Annotated in this window: 14 protein-coding genes and 1 pseudogene; 8 read left to right on the top strand and 7 right to left on the bottom strand. The window is 58.6% G+C overall.

All coding sequences use genetic code 11. The annotated features are described in order from the left end of the window. Nucleotides 1-34: 34 nt before the first annotated feature. Nucleotides 35-295, top strand: coding sequence for a hypothetical protein (locus tag RI101_08145; protein ID MEC4890018.1), 261 nt, complete (start codon nt 35-37; stop codon nt 293-295). A 40-nt stretch (nt 296-335) separates the two neighbouring features. On the opposite strand, the gene RI101_08150 is transcribed toward RI101_08145, so the two are convergent. After that, nucleotides 336-2,288, bottom strand: coding sequence for a radical SAM protein (locus RI101_08150; protein MEC4890019.1), 1,953 nt, complete (start codon nt 2,286-2,288; stop codon nt 336-338). Nucleotides 2,289-2,430: 142 nt separating this feature from the next. Then, entirely contained in the window at nt 2,431-4,329 is a 1,899-nt protein-coding gene (locus RI101_08155; GenBank protein MEC4890020.1) for a radical SAM protein, read from the bottom strand. A 423-nt stretch (nt 4,330-4,752) separates the two neighbouring features. On the opposite strand from RI101_08155, the gene RI101_08160 reads away from it, so the two are divergent. The 4 genes and pseudogenes from RI101_08160 to RI101_08175 all read left to right on the top strand — a co-directional run bounded on the left by RI101_08160 (nt 4,753) and on the right by RI101_08175 (nt 7,772). Then, nucleotides 4,753-5,031 (top strand): type II toxin-antitoxin system RelE/ParE family toxin, encoded by a 279-nt coding sequence (locus RI101_08160; protein ID MEC4890021.1) that lies wholly within the window; start codon nt 4,753-4,755, stop codon nt 5,029-5,031. A gap of 11 nt (nt 5,032-5,042) precedes the next feature. After that, the gene (locus tag RI101_08165; GenBank protein MEC4890022.1) at nt 5,043-5,342 is read left to right on the top strand and encodes a HigA family addiction module antitoxin; all 300 of its coding nucleotides are present in this window, start codon (nt 5,043-5,045) and stop codon (nt 5,340-5,342) included. 110 nt (nt 5,343-5,452) lie between these two features. Further along, a complete protein-coding gene (locus RI101_08170) occupies nt 5,453-6,676 on the top strand; it encodes a hypothetical protein (protein ID MEC4890023.1) in 1,224 nt (407 codons plus the stop codon). 844 nt (nt 6,677-7,520) lie between these two features. Continuing rightward, nucleotides 7,521-7,772 (top strand): annotated as a pseudogene (locus tag RI101_08175) (transposase). A 471-nt stretch (nt 7,773-8,243) separates the two neighbouring features. On the opposite strand, the gene RI101_08180 reads toward RI101_08175, so the two are convergent. Beyond that, nucleotides 8,244-10,247: a PKD domain-containing protein gene (locus tag RI101_08180; protein ID MEC4890024.1), complete on the bottom strand. Its 2,004-nt coding sequence runs from the start codon at nt 10,245-10,247 to the stop codon at nt 8,244-8,246. Nucleotides 10,248-10,855: 608 nt separating this feature from the next. On the opposite strand from RI101_08180, the gene RI101_08185 reads away from it, so the two are divergent. Then, nucleotides 10,856-12,190, top strand: coding sequence for a flavodoxin family protein (locus tag RI101_08185; protein MEC4890025.1), 1,335 nt, complete (start codon nt 10,856-10,858; stop codon nt 12,188-12,190). A 160-nt stretch (nt 12,191-12,350) separates the two neighbouring features. On the opposite strand, the gene RI101_08190 is transcribed toward RI101_08185, so the two are convergent. After that, on the bottom strand, nt 12,351-13,514 hold the full coding sequence (locus RI101_08190) for a glycosyltransferase (GenBank protein ID MEC4890026.1): 1,164 nt from the start codon (nt 13,512-13,514) through the stop codon (nt 12,351-12,353). A 365-nt stretch (nt 13,515-13,879) separates the two neighbouring features. Here RI101_08190 and RI101_08195 point away from each other — a divergent pair, with 365 nt between their 5' ends. Both RI101_08195 and RI101_08200 read left to right on the top strand, forming a co-directional pair. Then, complete coding sequence (locus RI101_08195; protein ID MEC4890027.1) at nt 13,880-15,070, top strand: MFS transporter; 1,191 nt, start codon at nt 13,880-13,882, stop codon at nt 15,068-15,070. A 178-nt stretch (nt 15,071-15,248) separates the two neighbouring features. Next, nucleotides 15,249-16,061, top strand: a complete 813-nt coding sequence (locus RI101_08200; GenBank protein MEC4890028.1) for a class I SAM-dependent methyltransferase — start codon at nt 15,249-15,251, stop codon at nt 16,059-16,061. Between the two features lie 108 nt (nt 16,062-16,169). On the opposite strand, the gene RI101_08205 is transcribed toward RI101_08200, so the two are convergent. From RI101_08205 to RI101_08215, 3 genes are all read right to left on the bottom strand, one after another. Beyond that, nucleotides 16,170-16,646, bottom strand: a complete 477-nt coding sequence (locus RI101_08205; GenBank protein MEC4890029.1) for a DUF5069 domain-containing protein — start codon at nt 16,644-16,646, stop codon at nt 16,170-16,172. Between the two features lie 182 nt (nt 16,647-16,828). Beyond that, nucleotides 16,829-17,350, bottom strand: coding sequence for a hypothetical protein (locus tag RI101_08210; GenBank protein MEC4890030.1), 522 nt, complete (start codon nt 17,348-17,350; stop codon nt 16,829-16,831). A 124-nt stretch (nt 17,351-17,474) separates the two neighbouring features. Then, complete coding sequence (locus RI101_08215) at nt 17,475-17,945, bottom strand: hypothetical protein (protein MEC4890031.1); 471 nt, start codon at nt 17,943-17,945, stop codon at nt 17,475-17,477. Nucleotides 17,946-18,099: the final 154 nt, after the last annotated feature.

Raw genomic sequence — 18,099 nt, forward strand, 5'->3', positions numbered from 1 at the left:
TGATTGACCGTCTGACTCCGGCTACAGTAGTCCCATGACCGACGATATCATCCCCAAAGAAGTCGCCCATGCGCTGGAGGTGCTGGGCCTCACGCTCCCCGTCACCTCCGAGGATCTGGAACGGGCCAAGCGCGTGCAGCTCTATACCTGGAACCCTGCCCGCTACTCAAACCTGACCAACAATCCCAAAGCCTACATGCAGGCCTACAAGAAGGCCGAGGAGATGACCAAGCTGGTCGAAGCCTCGTATGCTCTCCTCACCGCCGTCCTGGTGCCGGATGAGTCTGGCGCGTGAAACGTGAGACGTGAAAGGTGAAAGATTTACGTTTCACCGTTCACGAAACATCGTGGCTCGTGACCCGACTCATCCCCTCATCTCCCTCCGGCTGCGCTACCGGCCAGGTAACGAGACCTGACACCCCTTCAGCCGCGCCGACCGCCACCTGCTGCTTGGCGTAAATCTGCGGCAGCTTGTTCGTCCCGAACTTGGAGATATAGAGAAAGACGTGCTCGCGGGAGTTCACCCGCACCGCCCAGGGCTGAAAATCGTTCTTGTAGAATTCTTCGCAAAGCTGCATCGCGTCGAGGCAGGAGAGGGTGCTCGGCTCGTTCAGCGTGTAGTAGTAGTCCAGCGGCAGGTCGTACTCCTCCTGCTTGTGGATCGTGATGCCGAACTTCTCCGGATTGCGCACCATCGGCGTGTGCCGATAGGCCACGAAGTAGAACAGTTCCACGGAATGGATCACCGGCTGGTTGTCGATGACGAACTGGCGCGTTTCCAGTGCCTCGTCGCGCGTCTCGCCGGGGAAGCCGTAGAAGGCCATTACATGATTCCAAATCCCCGCCTTCGCCGCCTGGTGGAGGTTGTTCTGGATCACGCTCTTCTTCGCGTGCTTGTCCATGAGATTCAGCACACGCTCGTTCGCCGACTCCATGCCGTAATAGAGCGTGCAGCAGCCGGCCTTGGCGGCGAGATCCCAGATGGCCTGATCTTGCAGCGTCTCCTCAAAGCGGATCAGCGTCGTCCACTTGATGCCGACGTTGTGCTCCACCAGCAGCTGCGAAACTTTCTTGAACAAAGCCGGCGGATAGGACTCGTCGCTGAAAAGAAAATGCCGGCAGTTGTACTTGTCGCGCAGCGCCGTCACCTGCTCGATCACATGCTGCGCCGTCATCCCGCGATATTGATCGAAGTAGCCCTGTCCGTGGTCGCAGAACGTGCAGCGGCCCCAGTAGCAGCCGCGCGTCGCGAGATAGGGAATGATCAGCTCCGGCACGAAGTAGCGGTCCAGCGGCAGGCCGTCGAAATCCGGCAGCGGGAGGGCCGCCGTCTTCTCCGTATAGACTTCCTTGCTCTGCTTCACCCCGTCGGCATGGCGATACATGAGGTTCGGCACCGACTCCATCGCCCGCTGGCCGTTCAGCGCCTCGATGTACCAGAGCAGCGCATGCTCGCCTTCGTAGAGGATCGCCGCATCGAACACCTCGGTAAAAAACCGCTCGTGATGCGGCAGCTCTTCCTGCAGCCGCGTGATCACGTTCCCCCCGACCACCACCTTGATGTGCGGGAAGGTCTCCTTGATCATCTTGCAGAAGGTCAGGCCCGCCAGCAGCTGCATCTGCGTACCGATGGACACGCCAACCACGTCCGGCTTCTCCTTGGCGACCGACGGCAGCACGAGCTGATTACAGATATCGCGGTAGACATTCACCTGCTCGTCGTCGAGACAGGCAAAGACTTCTTTCGAGACGCCGGGCCTGTAGCCCAGGTTGCTTTCCATCGGATAGAAGACGAGGGAGGCCGGATAGTAGGCGGCGGAAATATACTGCATCGCCTCGCGGAAGCAATTCAGCGCGCCTTCCAGCTTCTCGGCTTCGTAAAACCGTTCGCCGCGCACGATCAGCTTGGCGTCTTCCGCCCGCTCGGCCAGATCGAACACATCCACCGCATAGGCCTGCTCCAACACAGCCTTCTGATCCGCCTCGCGGTCCGTGAGCGTCCCGGCCTTTTCCTTATCTTGCAGCGGCTTGAGCTGCATGCCCAGACGGCCCTTCACCCAGATCAGGAACTCCATGGTGAAGAAGTGGTCGTACATCTCGATGTTGATGTCGCGCTGCACGACCGTATGACCGGCTTCGCGCAACACCGCCGTCAGCGACGGCAGCGCCAGATAGGGCGCCGTCGGCACCCACTCGGGCGGAAACAGCAGCATCACCTTGGAGGTCTTCCGATCCTCTTTCTTGATCGGCGACAAACCGTCTATCTGTACGAGACCGGAGCTACTCATAGGCTCTTTCTATTTCGCGGCTCATCGCGCGTCACTGCCATTCTTCCCCCGGACCTCTACCCCACCTCGCCTCCCCTTACAAAGGGGAGGAACGATCGCACCACTTCATTCCTCTAGCCTCTCGCCCCTAGCCACGCACCCATCACATCTTCCCCGCCAGCGTCGGCGTATGCCCGGCAATCTTGGCGGCTTGATATTGCAGATCCCGCAACTTCTCCAAGCCGAACTTGGCGATATAGAGAAAGATATATTCCCGGATATAGAGCCGCAGGTCCCAGCCGGAATAATGGTTCCGCTCGAATTGTTCGAACACCCGCTCGGCCTCTTCGATGCTCATCCCGTTCTTCACCGTGTAATAGTAGTCGAGCGCCAAGTCCCACTCGGGGTTCTTGTAGGCCGTCACGCCCCACTTATCCGGATGCTTCGCCACCGGGTTATGCCGGCCCAGGTCGAACGTGCCGAACCCCAGCGAATGCACATGCTCTTTGTTCTGCTCTAGGAACTCCACCGACGACCAGGCCTCTTCCTTCGTCTCGCCGGGAAAGCCGAAGAAGCCCATGCAGTGGTTCCAGATGCCCGCTTCAGCGGTGCGTTTCAAATGCTCGGTCATGATGGCGGTCGTCGTGGCCTTGTCCATCAGCTTCAGCACCCGCTCGTTCCCCGACTCGTAGCCGAAGTGGAGATACTTGCAGCCAGACTCCTTCGCATCCTGCCAAACTTGATCCTCAAGCAAACTCTTCTCGAACCGCATGTGTGTCGTCCAGAAGATGTCCATCTTGCTGTCGATCAACCCGCGCGTCAGCTTGCGGAAGAGCGCCGGCGGATAGGACTCGTCGGTGAAATGGAAATGCTTCGCCCCGTACTTGTCGCGCAGGTGCTGGATTTCGCCGAGAATGTCCTGAATCTTCTTCGTCCGATAGCCGGCGGTATAGCCCTCGCCATGGTCGCAGAACTCGCAGCGGCCCCAGTAGCAGCCGCGCGTCGCCAGATAGGGCAGAATCTTCGTCGGGACGAAATACTTCTCCAGCGGCAATCCGTCAAAATCCGGCGGAGGCAGCGCATGCATGTCTTCCGCAAAGCTAGTCGCGGAGGTATGGACGCCGGTGGCGTCCTTATAGATCGTGTTGGGCACCTCGGCCAGGCTCCGCTTCGCCCCCACCGCCGAGACCAGCTGGACGAAGGCCGTCTCCCCTTCATAGACCACGGCGCTGTCGAAGTATTGGAACAGGGGCGACTGCGGCAGCACATCGCGCAGGCGCGTGACCGTATTGCCGCCGATCGTGATGTGGATATGGGGGAAGTGCTGCTTGATGAGGGCACAGAAGGTCATGGTGGAGAACATCTGCTGCTGCAGAACGATCGAGATCCCGATCACGTCCGGCTGGGCCTGCTCAATCGCCGGCTTCACCAGATGCTCGAACACATCGCGGTAGATATTGACCTGTTCGTCGTTCACCGCCTCCATCACTTCGGAGGAGACGAAGACCTTATAGGACAGATCCGTCTCCATCGGCGGCATGCAGATCCGCGCCGGGGCATAGACCATCGAAATGACCGCAGTCACTTCGCGGAACACTTGAATGGCCCACTCTAACTGGTCGATTTCGTAGAAGACTTCTCCGCGGATAATTGCCTTCGCCTTCTCCGCTTTCTTGATCAATTCATCGATCCGCTGCCTAGTCACATCGCAAAGCGCCAGCTGCAAATCCATCTCGTTGGCGTCCAGATCCCGCTTCTTGGAGAGCTTCCGGAGCCGGTCAAGTTGCTGCGGCACCCGGCGCAGGACTTTCTTCAAAAAGTCCTCGCTGAAGTACCAGTCCCACATTTCGAGGTTGATGTCTTTTTGGATGACGGTATGACCGGCCTGACGGAGGACAGCGGTAAGGGAGGGAAGGCTCAGATAGGGTTCGGAGGGAAACCAGTCCGGCGGGAAGATCAGCATGACCTTCATCTTCCGGCCGCTGCTAGCTTCAAAACTCTGACGATTCAGGAGAATCAGTTCTTTGGAAGCCCGCTCGCCCTTCGAATACTCAATGCGCATGAAGGAGGCTCCTCGTCTATCGCACCGGCATCCTGAAAGTGCCAGAATGCCAAGGGGTTAGGCTGTCGGAGAGGACATTGTAAGGGGGCCAAAGATTGATATGCAAGAGCGTGAGACGGAGCGGCCAGATAGTCCTTAGATGTGGAGTGGAGAGGAGAAGGGAACGTAGGGGCAACCAGGTGCTTTCCTATGCTCGCTGCCCGCGCACGCAAAAGCCGATTGTAGTGACAATGCAGGGGCGGTGCTCGGTCAATACGCGCAAACCGGAAAGCCCCTGGCCGCCCTTCCCCAATACAAAGGGAGAGGCGAGAAAGAGCGGCACCAACAGAAACACGAGGCCCTATGGCCACTCAGACAGCCGAGCCCTCTCTCACTGTAAAGGCATACTTGACAGTTACGCCTGACACGAGCAGGATGGTAGGCGTGATCGAGAGTTTCAAGCACAAGGGGCTTGCAAGATTCTTTGAGGACGATGACCGGCGAAAATTACCGGCATCACAGATTGACAAGATTGCCCGCATCCTGGCGCGGCTAAATGAAGCGATGATCGTGCAAGACATGGGGCTGCCAGGCTATCGGCTCCACCCCTTAAAGGGAGAGCTGGCAGGCTTCTGGTCCGTAACTGTATCCGGCAATTGGCGGATTGTGTTTCGATTTGAGAATGGCAGCGCCTTCGACGTAGATCTGATTGACTACCATTAAGGAGCCCTACGATGCGTATGAAGAACCCTCCCCATCCAGGCTTGGCGGTGCGGCATGATTGCCTCGAACCGCTTGGCCTCTCTGTGACCGAAGGCGCCAAGGTACTGGGTGTCACCCGGCAGGCCATGAACAACTTGGTCAGCGGCAAGGCCGGGATTTCGGCAGAAATGGCGATCCGTCTTGAAAAAGCCTTTGGCGGCGGCGCGGAGACCTGGTTGCGGATGCAGGCGGCTTACGACCTGGCGCAAGTGGAGAAACAGGTTGGGAAGATTAAGGTCCGGCGCGTCAAAGACGCATTGGTATCGACATAATCTTCCAGGTCTCAACATAAGACCCATTATGTGATTTCTGATAGGTGCTAGTGGCCTACCGCAGGCCACCCGTGTGGCAGCATTTCCTGAACAATGGGAGCCCGGCGAATATGTCTTTTCCCGCTCAAGTCTTTCGAATATTGATTGCTTCCCCATCCGACGTGGAGGAAGAACGCGAGATTGCTGTCAAGACCATTCAGGAGTGGAACGATTTGAATTCCTCTGAGCGTCAGCTCGTTTTGCTACCACTAAGATGGGAAACGCACTCGGCGCCAGAGTATGGGCGGCGCCCTCAAGAAGTGATCAACCGCCAAGTTGTAGATCACTGTGATTTACTGGTAGGAATTTTTTGGACTCGAGTAGGCAGTCCAACAGGAATCGCGGATAGCGGAACGCTCGAAGAGATCGAACGAGTAGCAAACCAGGGAAAGCCCGTGATGCTTTACTTCTCTAAGGTAAAGCAAGATCCGGAACACATCGATCTTGTACAACTGCAAAAGTTGCGAGACTTCAAACAGAAGACTTTCCCCAAAGGCCTTGTTGAAGCATATGCGAGCCCAATTGAATTCCGCGATAAGTTGGCCAAGCAGATCGAAATGCAACTTCGCACGTTGCTGGTAGAGCAAGGACTTGGCCTTAAGGGCGGGCTAAATTCAAAGCCGGTGACTGACATCTTGTTTGAATTTGCAGACCCTGCTACTGGAGTGAAAGCAGGCTCCAAGGTTACGTTCGAAAGCGATTTGTTAGAGATTTCAGACTTTGACTCGATACCTGATTACCAAGAACCAAAATTGCAGGATGAGTATAAGTCCGAATCAACAGGGCTCCTATCCATGGCGTGGCTGCATCCGAATAAAGACTATTACAGGGAAATGGTTCGACATATCGTTTTTAGCAAGTATTATCGGCCGGTTCGTTTTTGGCTGAAAAATATTGGAGCGGTTGGTGCTCGAGATGTATACGTGGATGTCCGCATAGTCTCTGATGGAGGTGAAGTAATTCTGTCCTCCATTTCAAAAGCAAAGCTCTCGCCTCCCAGTAAATCTGGCAGCGGTGTGATATGGACAGGGGGTGTTGAGCAGCGAGAGGATGAGCCCGAAATGCAGGGCAACAAATGGAGGACACACCTAGAATTGAGGGCGTTGCAGCCTCAAAGAGAGGTCAGTCTGAATCCTAGCTTTGTGATTGGCGCAAAAGCCAACTGCGTGGTAACGATAACGGCATCGATTTATGCCGACACCTTGCCCGAGCCACTTGTCCATCAGCTTGAAATAGATTGGAAAGTTAACAGAACATCGGTTAAAGCAGACCAGTTGCTCAGCGACTTGCGGTGATAGTTAGTTGCCAGTATTTACAGCTATATTGGTTGGCCGCCGCACCACAGCAAGGGGCCATGGAGCCGCTGACGGTTGTAGAAGCCTGTAGTGCTTCCCTGAAATCAAGCTGCCTGGGTTGATTCAGGGGGAGCGCTACAAGAGAACCGTCGTCACCTGAGGCCTCGCCCCACGAGCCCCGTGAGGGTGCACGAGGTGTCTTGCCCTCCTGACCGGAGCCTTCGAGATGGGCGACCCTTTTATTTTCGTCTGGCCTTCGCTTGGTGACATACCGTCCACGCTCCTCCCCAAAGTGGTCTTTGTTCGACTTGCGAAAGTGGTTTATTATAATTAGGATTGATAACTTGCATAGCGCTAAAGAAAGAGCTGAGCACACTGAGTGCAGGTTTAGCGAGGCTCGTCGCCGAAAACTATACCAGCAAGACTTTCCCCTGATCCTTCGATATTGATTTGGTTCATTTTTGAGTTTGCCAACTATCTCAAGAAAGGTTCTGCTTATGAGACAAAGCATTGAGAAAAAACCTTGTCGTAGTGCATGGGGCTCGCCCCTAACTCGGCCCCTCATGCTTGGGATTGTCATGGTCGCAACCGTTTCTTGCTCCTCGGTTCCGCCGAGTGTCCTTTTACCTAATGAGTCTTGGGATTCGCAAATTACCAGTCCATCAACAGCCTGCACTCCATCGAATGAAAAGAACCGTTTAATTGTGTTTGTTCACGGAGTCCTAGGTGATGCAGCGTCAACATGGCGCTCATAGAGGGGGCTCCGGAAATTCGGACAGTGTGCTAAGTGGTAGCCTGGCTTCACCCACCCTGCTGAGGGGTGGCCGACGAAAGGAGCGAGGCGATGAAGCGAACACGACGGAATCACGGGGCCACGTTTAAGGCGCAGGTGGCGTTGGCGGCGGTCAAAGGCGACAAGACGCTGGCCGAATTGGCTGAGCAATTCAGCGTCCATCCCACCCAGATCACCGAATGGAAGCAGCAGTTGCTGGCGCGGGCGGCGGACGTGTTTGGCGGGGCGCCCCCGCCAGCCGACACGCCGGATCTCAAGACGCTGCATGCGAAGATCGGCCAACTGGCGCTGGAGAATGTTTTTTTAGCCGGAAAGAAAAAGGTGTCAGGAACCATTTCCAGGTCTTGCCATCCGACACGCCCAGCAGACGTCATGCCCTCCGGCCGCCTCTCCACGCGGAATCCAAGACAGGGATGCGCGGAAGAAGTAGCGGGGTCGGGTTGAGGTGCCTCGGGTTTATGGCCGCCAGGTTACGGGGCACCGATCCATCGTTTGAACTCCATCGGCCTGTGATAACCCAGACTCTGATGCAGCCGCCCGTGATGCTCCAATGCATTCTACAGGCTGTTGAAGAAGCTCTCCACCACTGCATTGTCGTAACAGTTCCCTTTGCGCTCATGCTCGGCCTCGGGCCGAGAGCCGTTACTTGTCGTTGACCAGCCAGAAGACTCTATTAGAATCCTCGGTCCGAGTGGCTGAACATATGGGGATCGGCGAGAGCATTTGATATGCCCTCACCGATCCCGGGACGGACCTTCGTAGACGAGGCGTCGTCTATCGACTCATCCGCTTTTGCCCGCCTTTCTGCACGGCAGGGGCTCCGCCGTTCACGCCACAGTTCGTCGGCGCCCCTGCGACGGGTGTCATCTCACTGGACAACCCATTCGCCGTGGCTTGGACGGCGCATGGCACAAACGGCATGGGGGTAATAAAGGCCCGGAAGCGCCCCGTATCCCCCGCTAACACCGTCGTGAGCAACGTGCCACTGTCCGCATCGAGGATCTGAACGGTCGCATTCTTCGGCGCCCGTCCGACCACCGTGAGTTTGCCCGTGCTCGCAGTCCACTTGGCCCGTTGGATATAGACGCCTGAGGCCTGTGGAATCGTGCTGGTTTTGATCATGACCGTATCCGGCATGCTGGATACTGTTCCATCGTTGACGATGAGCTGGGCGATATATTCGCCGCTCAGATCTGCCGTAAACGTCGGCCGCATGGCGCCGGGATTGGACAGCACCGCGGTGCTGCCGATCGGTTTCGTCGTCAAGGCCCACAGGAATGTCAGCGGATTCCCGTCGGCATCTCTGGACAGGCTGCCATCCAAGGTCACCACCATCCCCGTTTGCACGGTTTGATCTGGGCCGGCATTGGCGACTGGCGCCGTGTTGCCTCCCAGCGTCGTAATGGTGACCGTATCCGGCGCGCTGTTGACCATGCCATCATTGACGGTCAACTGGACCACGTACTGTCCGGCCACATCGGCGATGACACTCGCCATCATGGTCGTCGCGTTCGACAGAGTCGCCCTGCTCCCTGTCGGCTTGACGGTCAGGGCCCACTGATAGCGCAGCACATTGCCGTCAGCGTCTGCGGAGGCGCTCCCATCCAATTGAACCGTTGACCCGGCAGGGACCGTCTGATCCGGACCGGCATTGGCGACCGGTGCCAGATTCACGGCGGTCGTGGTGATCGTCACAGTATCGGGTAAGCTATTGACCATGCCATCATTGACGATCAACTGGGCCACGTATTGGCCAGCTCTGTCAGCGACGAATGTCGGCTTTGCGGCCGTCGGGTTCGAGAAGGTCGCGGTGCTTCCCGTCGGCACGGAGACGAACATCCAGTCGTAGGTCAAGGGATTGCCATCCACATCGGTTGACCCACTCCCGTCCAAAGTGATCGTTGAGCCAACCGTGGCCGCCTGATCAGGGCCGGCGTTGGCCACCGGTGCCGTGTTAGTCGTGGTGATCGTCACGGTCGCTGGAGCGCTATTCACCGTTCCATCGTTCACAATGAGCCGCACCAGATAGTCCCCCGCTTTATCCGCCACGAAGGTCGGCTTGACGGTGGCGGGCCCCATCAGCGTTGCGGCACTTCCGGTTGGCACGGAGACAAATGCCCACTGGTAGGTGAGTGAATTGCCATCTGCATCCGTCGATCCACTGCCATCGAGCGTTACGGTGGCTCCCATTCTGGCCGTCTGATTCGGCCCCGCATTGGCCACCGGTGCCGTATTGGACGTGCTGATCGTCACGGTTGCCGGCAGGCTGTTCACAAGCCCGTCATTGACGATGAGCTGGACGACATATTGTCCAGCCATGCCAGCCAGAAACGTCGGCTTGGCTGTAGTCGGGTTGGCAAGCGTAGCGCCACTGCCTGCCGGCTGGGATACAAACGACCACTGGTACGTCAGAGGATTGCCATCGACGTCGCTGGATCCCGTGCCGTTTAGCGTGACCGTCGTGCCAAGCGCGACCGTTTGATTCGGACCCGCATTGGCGATTGGCGCGGTGTTCTTGACCGGACACATCGCAGCTGAAGGTGCGAACCCATTATTTTTAAACAAGGTCCCCGTACTGTTTAAGGCTGGAGGCACTCCGTTGACATGGCAGAGCGCGCAGCTTTGATCGGCGTACGGGGTCGTGCCGTTGTACGACTGGCAAAACGTATCAGTTTGTGAGCCGAACAACCCCAGTGCATGGCTGGGCGTCGCATCAACCGCGATCAAACCCTTGGCCACCAGGAGGACCAAGAGGAAACGGAACAGCGGGTGTTTCATGACTTGCTCCTTCATCAAGACCAGCATTTCCTTCGCATGCGCGGCCGCGCGGCAAAAGAAACCGATCCTTGTCGTGAATAGAAAACACTGGGCCCAACACGACTGGACTAGAGCAAGGCCGGTGCCAATAGGCATCCCCTGATATTTCCTGCAGATCAGCCACTATTTACAAAATTTGTCGCACGCAGGATTGTCCGAGCAGCATGACAAACCATACATGTCTGGGAAACATATCCCAAACTCATCGACATAGATCGACGTGATTTTCAATCTCACGGCACACGCCTGACGACTGTACAGATAGTCGGACGAACAGAGAGGGGCTTGGTTTGAGAAACTATTTCCCGGAGACACGGAATAACGTTGCACAAGAATCGCACAATCAGGGTCTTCTCATCCGCCATTTCACGGCGCGTGGCGGTCTTCTGAGGTGCTCTTCATCGCGTGCCGCGCATCTCGCCGGTTTCAATTTCCCATTGCCATCGGCCATACGCCACCAGATTGCCCCCCGACTCACAAGCCCATAGACCACGCTAATCCTGCACAGTAGAATATTCCCGTTCAGTGCCTCCGTGTTTGTACCGCCATGATATCGATGGGTGGTCATCATGCGTGCACTCCTCCTCAACGGAGCGATCGGTCCTGATTCGCGCCTTTCACGATGCGAAACCTACCTAGTGCGCGCACTCAAAGAGCGCGGCGCACAGGTCGATGTGCGGCGGATGCTCGAGATCTCCGTAGCCTGGTGCCAGGGCTGCTTTGAGTGCTGGGTCCATACGCCCGGTCTCTGCAAGATCGACGATGCCGGCCGCAGTATTGCCGAGTCCTTCGCGCAGAGCGATATCGTGATCTATCTCACCCCGGTGACGTTCGGCGGGTATTCGTCCGAACTCAAGAAGGCGCTGGACCGGATTCTCGGCGTCCTCCTCCCCTTCTTCACACGGATCGACGGCGAGGTGCATCACCCGCAGCGATACGCACACCGCCTGACGATCGGCGTCGTGGCCACATTCGACCGCCCAGATGCTGAAGCCGAGGTCACACTGCGCACACTCGTGGCCCGAAATGCGATCAACTTTGCGGCCCAGCCGCACGCGGTCGCGGTCCTTGAAGGGCCTCCCGATGAGAGGCGTGAATTGGCCGTCTGCACGGCACTCCTCGACCAGATGACGACGCCACCATCCGTGAAAACACCCGCGCACATTGACGATGTGGATCACCTTCTCCCGGCATTGCCCTGCGCAGGGGACACCGCAGCCCCTCCACAACACGCGTTGCTGCTGGTGGGGAGCGCCAAGCCGCGCGGCACCAGCACCTCGGAAACGCTGGGGCGCGAGATGCTGGCGCGCCTCGAGGCCCGCGGCATCGCCACCACCACGCGGTGGGGCCAGCACGATGCTCACTCGGCGCATGGGCTTGCCGCGCTCACCGCTGACACGCGCGCGCACGACCTGCTGCTTATCGCGACGCCCCTGTACATCGACTCGCTGCCATCGCTTGTTACCCGATCGCTTGAAGCCATTGCCGCCGATCGACGGTCTCTCACCTCGCCGCCGCCGCTCACCGTCGCACTGCTCGTCAACTGTGGCTTCCCCGAAGCACGGCATTGTTCCGTGGCAGCGGCCATTTCTGCGCTCTTTGCTCGTGAAACCGGCGCGCGCTGGGCTGGGGCGTTGCAACTCGGTGGCGGCGGGACCATCAGCGGGCGCTCGCTGAACGAAGCTGGACAGGTGGTCCACCATCTATCCGCCGCACTCGACGAGGCTTGTGCACGACTCGCTGAGGGGCGTGCCATCCCGCCTGACGCCATGGCAGCCTTCCGAAAGCCTCTCATGCCCACGACGCTCTACATGGCTGCTGGCAATGCCGGATGGCTCTGGACGGCTGCGCACGAGGGAACGCTCACGAAGCTGTGGCAGCGCCCGTATACCGAAACACATTAGCCTGCACAGATGAAACAAACGGAGGGCCGAGGATTATCGGAACCGCTTCACAGACAAGCCTCAACTCGAAATTCTGATTTACTTTGGTGCTCGCCCTTGCCGGACAGGAAAAAGGACAGCGCACTCTTATCCGGCGCTATCGGGAGGGTGTCATAACCAGCTAGGCCGCCGGGCAGGACGCGGCCTGGGCCATCGGCCCCAATCTCCGGCAAATGGCCAATCCTTGCTCGGCATACTGCCTGGCTATGGTGTTATAGAATACGGTTTTTCGCTCACCCTCTCCCCGATTCGCCGCCTTGAGGTAGGACCGCATCGCAACATCGTAAACCTGTGCCATGCTGCCTTGAATGGCGGCCTGGCGGGCCAGGCGCTTGCTGACCATAGCGGAGACATCCGAGCGCGCAATCAAGGACAGCAGCGCCTCGGCCCGATGGTGGCTCGTGTGGCGGGCCAGCACGGCCTGACGTCCGCACGCGGCAATCGCCTCCCGCTCCGAGGGATGGTTCTCATAATAGCGGGCAATCTCCACGATCTGCTCCACATTGCCTTTCTCATACACGGCACAGTGCACACGGTCCTGGAACAGCTCCTCGAACCCGTTCCCCACCCGCTCGGTCACCAGCATCGCGCCGCAGGCCATGGCCTGGAATGTCCGAAAATTCACGTCGCCGGCGACCGATTGATTCAACACCATCTGCGCCTGATTGAAAATCTCCACATAGGCGCCGGTGCGCACGTCGATCGGATACCGGGCCTGCAGCCGCTGCATTAACTCCACCCGGTCTGGATTCCAGGCCGGATTCAATGTCCCCACGAACACCAGCGGCGCCGTCCGCGCCCTGTTGAGATCACGGTCATGAGCCGCATGGCAAAAGAGCGGCATCCACGACACGGTTTGCCGGTCAGGCTCCAGCGCATAGAGCGGCGCCCATTCCTTCTGTGCCACAAAGACAAAGTCCCACACCGCGGAATAATGCCGGTGCCAGTCATGATGGATGTGTGAATCGACGGCATACCAGGCAAGGGGAATCGAGAGCGCTTCCAATCCCAGAATCTTGGGAAAACCGCTGTGGTCACCCATGACGATCACGTCGGGCCGCCAATCCGCCGGCAAGGCCGCCAGGAGATTCTTGGCCTCCACCAGGAATGGTGACAGCACCACATCGGCGCCCGGATCGGTTGAGGCCCACTTGACCTCATGCCCCATCTCCCGGAAGGCTCCCCCAAAATAACAATTGCCGAGTTGAAGAATCTTCATCGTCAATCCCGCCACGGTGGCCAGCCCGGAGCCGACCCCTACCTCTCGTCGTTCCTTCTTCGGCACCTATCCATAGAGACTTGAGCGAAACGAGGAGCAACCCACTCCAATGAATACACACCAACCGTCTGAAAACTGAACACGTGGCTCAACGGTGATTTCAAACAGCCCCAGATTCTGCGATTTTGCCCGCCCCCTCAGGTCCTGTAATCCTCTATTCCCCGGCACGGGGCGATCCGGCGCCCCTGCTCCGAGCGTTGCCAACATTCTCATCCCGCATCGTGTTCTCCACATCACGGCTTCAGACCCCTCCCCCAATCTCCCCGCCTTCAGCCCGCGTCAATGGCATGGGCCGCTCCGCACCTGTAGAATGACCCCGCGCCTTCGCCAGATCCTCATTGCACCACATACGCTGGACCAGGAGCTCATCTGTGACTGTGACCGGGCGTTCTCTCCGTGACATGCCTTCAGGCATTTGGGTGCTGGGCTTCGTCAGCCTCTTGATGGACATCTCCTCTGAAATGATCCACAGCCTGCTGCCGTTGTTCATGGTGACCACGCTGGGAGCCGGCACCCTCGCCGTCGGCATCGTGGAAGGGCTCGCCGAGTCGCTGGCGCTGGTCGTCAAAGTCTTTTCAGGCACGCTGAGCGACTATTGGGGCAAGCGGAAGGGGCTGGCCGTCTTCGGCTATGCGTTGGGCGCCTTCACCAAGCCCCTGTTTGCGCTGGCCTCCGGCATCGGCCTGGTGCTGACCGCCCGCCTGCTGGACCGGGTGGGCAAAGGCGTGCGCGGCGCGCCACGGGATGCGCTGATCGCCGACCTTGCCCCGCCTGCGATCCGAGGCGCCGCGTTCGGGTTGCGGCAATCGCTCGATACGGTCGGCGCGTTTCTCGGCCCGCTGCTCGCCGTGGGATTGATGCTGCTCTGGGCCGACGATTTCCGGGCCGTCTTTTGGGTCGCGGTAGTGCCGGGCCTGCTGGCGGTCGTCCTCTTGTGGTTCGGCATCCACGAGCCTGACGCTCGGCATGGCTCCAAAGGACACCCCCCGATTCACTGGGAGACTCTGGCCCGCTTAAGAGTTCGCTATTGGTGGGTGGTCGGATGTGGGGCGGTCTTCACGCTGGCGCGATTCAGCGAGGCTTTTCTGGTGCTGCGGGCGCAGCGCGGTGGCATTCCCATCGCCTTCGTCCCCCTCGTCATGGTGGCGATGAACGTCATCTACGCCGCCACCGCATACCCCTTCGGCAAGCTCTCCGACCGGATGCGCCACACGAAATTGCTGTCACTCGGGCTGCTCGTCTTGGTGGCGGCCGATCTGGTCTTGGCGGCTGACGACCATTGGAACACGGTGGTCGCGGGTGTGGGCCTGTGGGGGCTTCACCTGGGCATGACGCAAGGCTTGCTCGTCACCATGGTGGCCGACGCGGCGCCCGCCGATCTGCGCGGAACGGCCTATGGCTTTTTCAACCTCGCGAGCGGGCTGGCCATGCTCATCGCCAGCGTGCTGGCGGGATTCTTATGGGATCAGCTCGGCCCGTCATCCACTTTCTATGCAGGAGCCGCATTGTGCGCGATCGCTCTCGCGGGCCTTATCTTTTACCAGCTCAAGTATGAGGGATGACGGGCGGGGCTAATCCTCCGCCACGCTTCCCCAGCACGCGGTCACCCCGGCCTGACCGCGTAGCATCTGCTACTCTGTTCCTATACTATTCGCACGAGGTCTGGGTGAGGCCGCCCTGTCGTCCGAGCAGGCATCCGGCGCGTCATAATTTCCATGACCGCAAGAGAGGAGACATTCCATGAATCCAAACAAAGCCCTCTGGGAAAAGGGCGATTTTACCCGCATCGCAGCGAGCATGAGAGAGAGCGGAGAGACGCTCGTGACAACACTCGGCATTACCAAGGGGCTCAAGGTGCTGGATCTCGGATGCGGCGATGGCACGACGGCATTACCCGAAGCGAAACTCGGCGCAGACGTGTTGGGCGTGGATATCGCGAGGAACCTGGTTGAGGCCGGAAATAAGCGCGCACAAGAACAGGGCCTCACGAACTGCACGTTTCAGGAAGGCGACGCGACGAATCTGCACGAGTTGCAGGATCATGCGTTCGATCTGGTCGTGAGCATCTTTGGCGCCATGTTCGCGCCTAAACCGTTCGATGTGGCTAAGGAGATGGTGCGCGTGACCAAGCCCGGGGGGCGGATCGTGATGGGGAACTGGATTCCCAATGATCCGACATTGGTCGCGCAAATTTTAACAATCAGCTCCGCCTACTCGCCGCCGCCTCCGGAAGGCTTCGTGAGCCCGATGACCTGGGGGATCGAGAGCCACGTGATTGAACGCTTTACGGCTGCGGGAATTCCTCAGGAGAACATCTCGTTCGCCAAAGACACGTTTGTCTTCAATTTTCCAGGCACGCCTTCGGCACTCGTCGAGGTGTTTAGAAGATACTATGGTCCGACCATGAATGCCTTCGAAGCGGCGGAAAAGAGCGGGCGGGCCGGTGAGTTGCAAAAAGAGCTGGAGGTGCTGTTCACCAACCAAAACACCAGCCCACGTAAAGATGCCACATCCATCCCCGCCACGTTCTTGCGCGTCACGGTGCGGGTCTAGCAGGTCTGGATCTATTTCCCGGCACGCGCCGTAGAGTTTGTCTGATTGGTCGGCCCGGCCTGTCTCTGGTCGTTCTGACACAGCCCGCTCGACGACCGGATTCGATTATCAGCCGCGCTTGCGTGGCCGCAGCGCTTCCGCAATTGCAAAGATCACATACACCGGCGGCATCATCAAATAGTTGTAGAACAATTTCAGCGCAGTCGTGCCGGCACCCGGCGCTCTCCGGCCTTCGTCCGCATCCCACATCGCGGCGAACGGGGCATTGACGGCGCGAAACCGCTTGGACCAGGCCTTCACCTCAGCGGCTGAACGGCCGCTCTCGGCCAGGAGCTGTTTGGCCACCGCCTCGTCATCATTCGATTCCCGGAGCAGCCCCAGAACATGGGCATCGTTCGTACGCAGGAACGTGAGGAGCTTGCCATCGGCATAATCGTTATTGCCGAAGAGATAGCTATTCATCAGATCTTTGCCTTGGCGGCGGCTTTCCAAGGCTTGCCGCCCCTTATCCAACAGGCGCGGCAGCCAGATGCATCCCATCAGCTCCGCATTCCAGGGACGCGGCATCCAGTGCTCTGTCGCCATAGGGATCCTTTCTCATCACACGGTTGGCAGACACAGACGGGGCACAGCACTCCGTGTTTCATCAATGCCGATCACGATGGGATGATTGTAGCGAGACTCGGTCGGGAAAAACAGCGTGTAGGGAAAATGGCGGCGGCACCGGAGAGCGAACGCTCGTCTCTCCGATGCCGCCGCATCCTTAGTTAGGCTGGATACCCTTTGGCATGCATGCAGGAAGTATAGGCCGCTTTATACCGTTCGTCGTTCGTTCTATTTTCGTTTAATCCAAAGAGGGTTCCGCCGGTTGCCCCGACGATGCCACCGATCGCCGCGCCTTTGCCGGCGCCTTTGCCACCGTCCGCGATCGCCCCGCCGGCGGCCCCGACGGCAGCGCCCAGCACCGCGCCAATGCCCGCATCCTTCACCACTTCCGTCGTTTTCCCAGTCACCTGTTCGTTCGCATACCGGTTACAAGCTTCGATGATGGCGGGCGACGGCTGGGCCGAAGCCGTATTCGCCGCCTGCTGCGTCCGGGCATGCGCGGGGGTGGGATTATTCGCTTTATGGGCAGCCGCCGTCTGAGCCGCAGAAGTGCTGGCAGCCCCGGAATCCGCCGTGTTTTTCTGGCCGATCACGAAGGTGGTCACCATGACCGTCCCACCGATGATGAGTAAGCCAATCGTGGCCAGCTTCCACGGATTGATCGAAATTTGATTGTCGGCCATGCGTCCTCCTTAAAAAAACCCATTTGTACGTTTCTACTAATTTCCTCGTCTCAATGCCCATTCTACCAACTATCGAATCAAGCACAACGTATATTCGAACTTTCCGTGCAGCGCCAGACACAGACTATCTCCAGTGCCCATGTCCGTGCCCATGCTCATGTCCGTACTCATGCCCCCTTGATCGATAGGACTCGTATCCGCCATGCGAATACTGGCGCCAGCCACGATACGCCGCACGATGTTCACCGTACAACAGATAGGGCCGGTCGGTCGCCAACCGCAGACTCACATAGGCTCCGGGATTGATCATTACGCCGGCAGGAAGCGTCACGCCAAACTGCCAGCCCCCTTGCTGCATGTAGAAATACGTGCCGGTGGCCAGACTGTAATACACGCCGGAATCGGGATAGTAATAATATTCATAGAGCGGCGCGCGATAGCCATACGCCGGCGCCCACGGCGGCGGCCCAACAGAATGAACCGGCATCGGCAATGGCGCACCGATCGCCACGCCCACATCAATCGGTTGCCGGTAGTCGAGCGCGCATCCCGACAGGAACATCCACGCTAACATGACCACCATCTTGCGTGTCATGGATCGACTCCTTTCCGCTCACACCGCCCTCTGAATAGGGACTCGCACCGTACGACATCCTCAGGCACCTACCTCCAAAAGGAGCAAAGACAATGCCAGCCCGGCATGTCCATTATCCAAGAATCCGGTTCGCACCACCTATCAGTTACGGCGC

Source organism: Nitrospira sp. (assembly GCA_035968315.1).
GTDB lineage: Bacteria > Nitrospirota > Nitrospiria > Nitrospirales > Nitrospiraceae > Nitrospira_D.

What these genes read in the sequence shown, in the direction of transcription:
- RI101_08145 (MEC4890018.1), top strand. Translation starts at nt 35, where the DNA reads ATGACCGACGATATCATCCCCAAAGAAGTCGCCCATGCGCTGGAGGTG.
- RI101_08150 (MEC4890019.1), bottom strand. Translation starts at nt 2,288, where the DNA reads ATGAGTAGCTCCGGTCTCGTACAGATAGACGGTTTGTCGCCGATCAAG.
- RI101_08155 (MEC4890020.1), bottom strand. Translation starts at nt 4,329, where the DNA reads ATGCGCATTGAGTATTCGAAGGGCGAGCGGGCTTCCAAAGAACTGATT.
- RI101_08165 (MEC4890022.1), top strand. Translation starts at nt 5,043, where the DNA reads ATGCGTATGAAGAACCCTCCCCATCCAGGCTTGGCGGTGCGGCATGAT.
- RI101_08170 (MEC4890023.1), top strand. Translation starts at nt 5,453, where the DNA reads ATGTCTTTTCCCGCTCAAGTCTTTCGAATATTGATTGCTTCCCCATCC.
- RI101_08180 (MEC4890024.1), bottom strand. Translation starts at nt 10,247, where the DNA reads ATGAAACACCCGCTGTTCCGTTTCCTCTTGGTCCTCCTGGTGGCCAAG.
- RI101_08185 (MEC4890025.1), top strand. Translation starts at nt 10,856, where the DNA reads ATGCGTGCACTCCTCCTCAACGGAGCGATCGGTCCTGATTCGCGCCTT.
- RI101_08200 (MEC4890028.1), top strand. Translation starts at nt 15,249, where the DNA reads ATGAATCCAAACAAAGCCCTCTGGGAAAAGGGCGATTTTACCCGCATC.
- RI101_08205 (MEC4890029.1), bottom strand. Translation starts at nt 16,646, where the DNA reads ATGGCGACAGAGCACTGGATGCCGCGTCCCTGGAATGCGGAGCTGATG.
- RI101_08210 (MEC4890030.1), bottom strand. Translation starts at nt 17,350, where the DNA reads ATGGCCGACAATCAAATTTCGATCAATCCGTGGAAGCTGGCCACGATT.
- RI101_08215 (MEC4890031.1), bottom strand. Translation starts at nt 17,945, where the DNA reads ATGACACGCAAGATGGTGGTCATGTTAGCGTGGATGTTCCTGTCGGGA.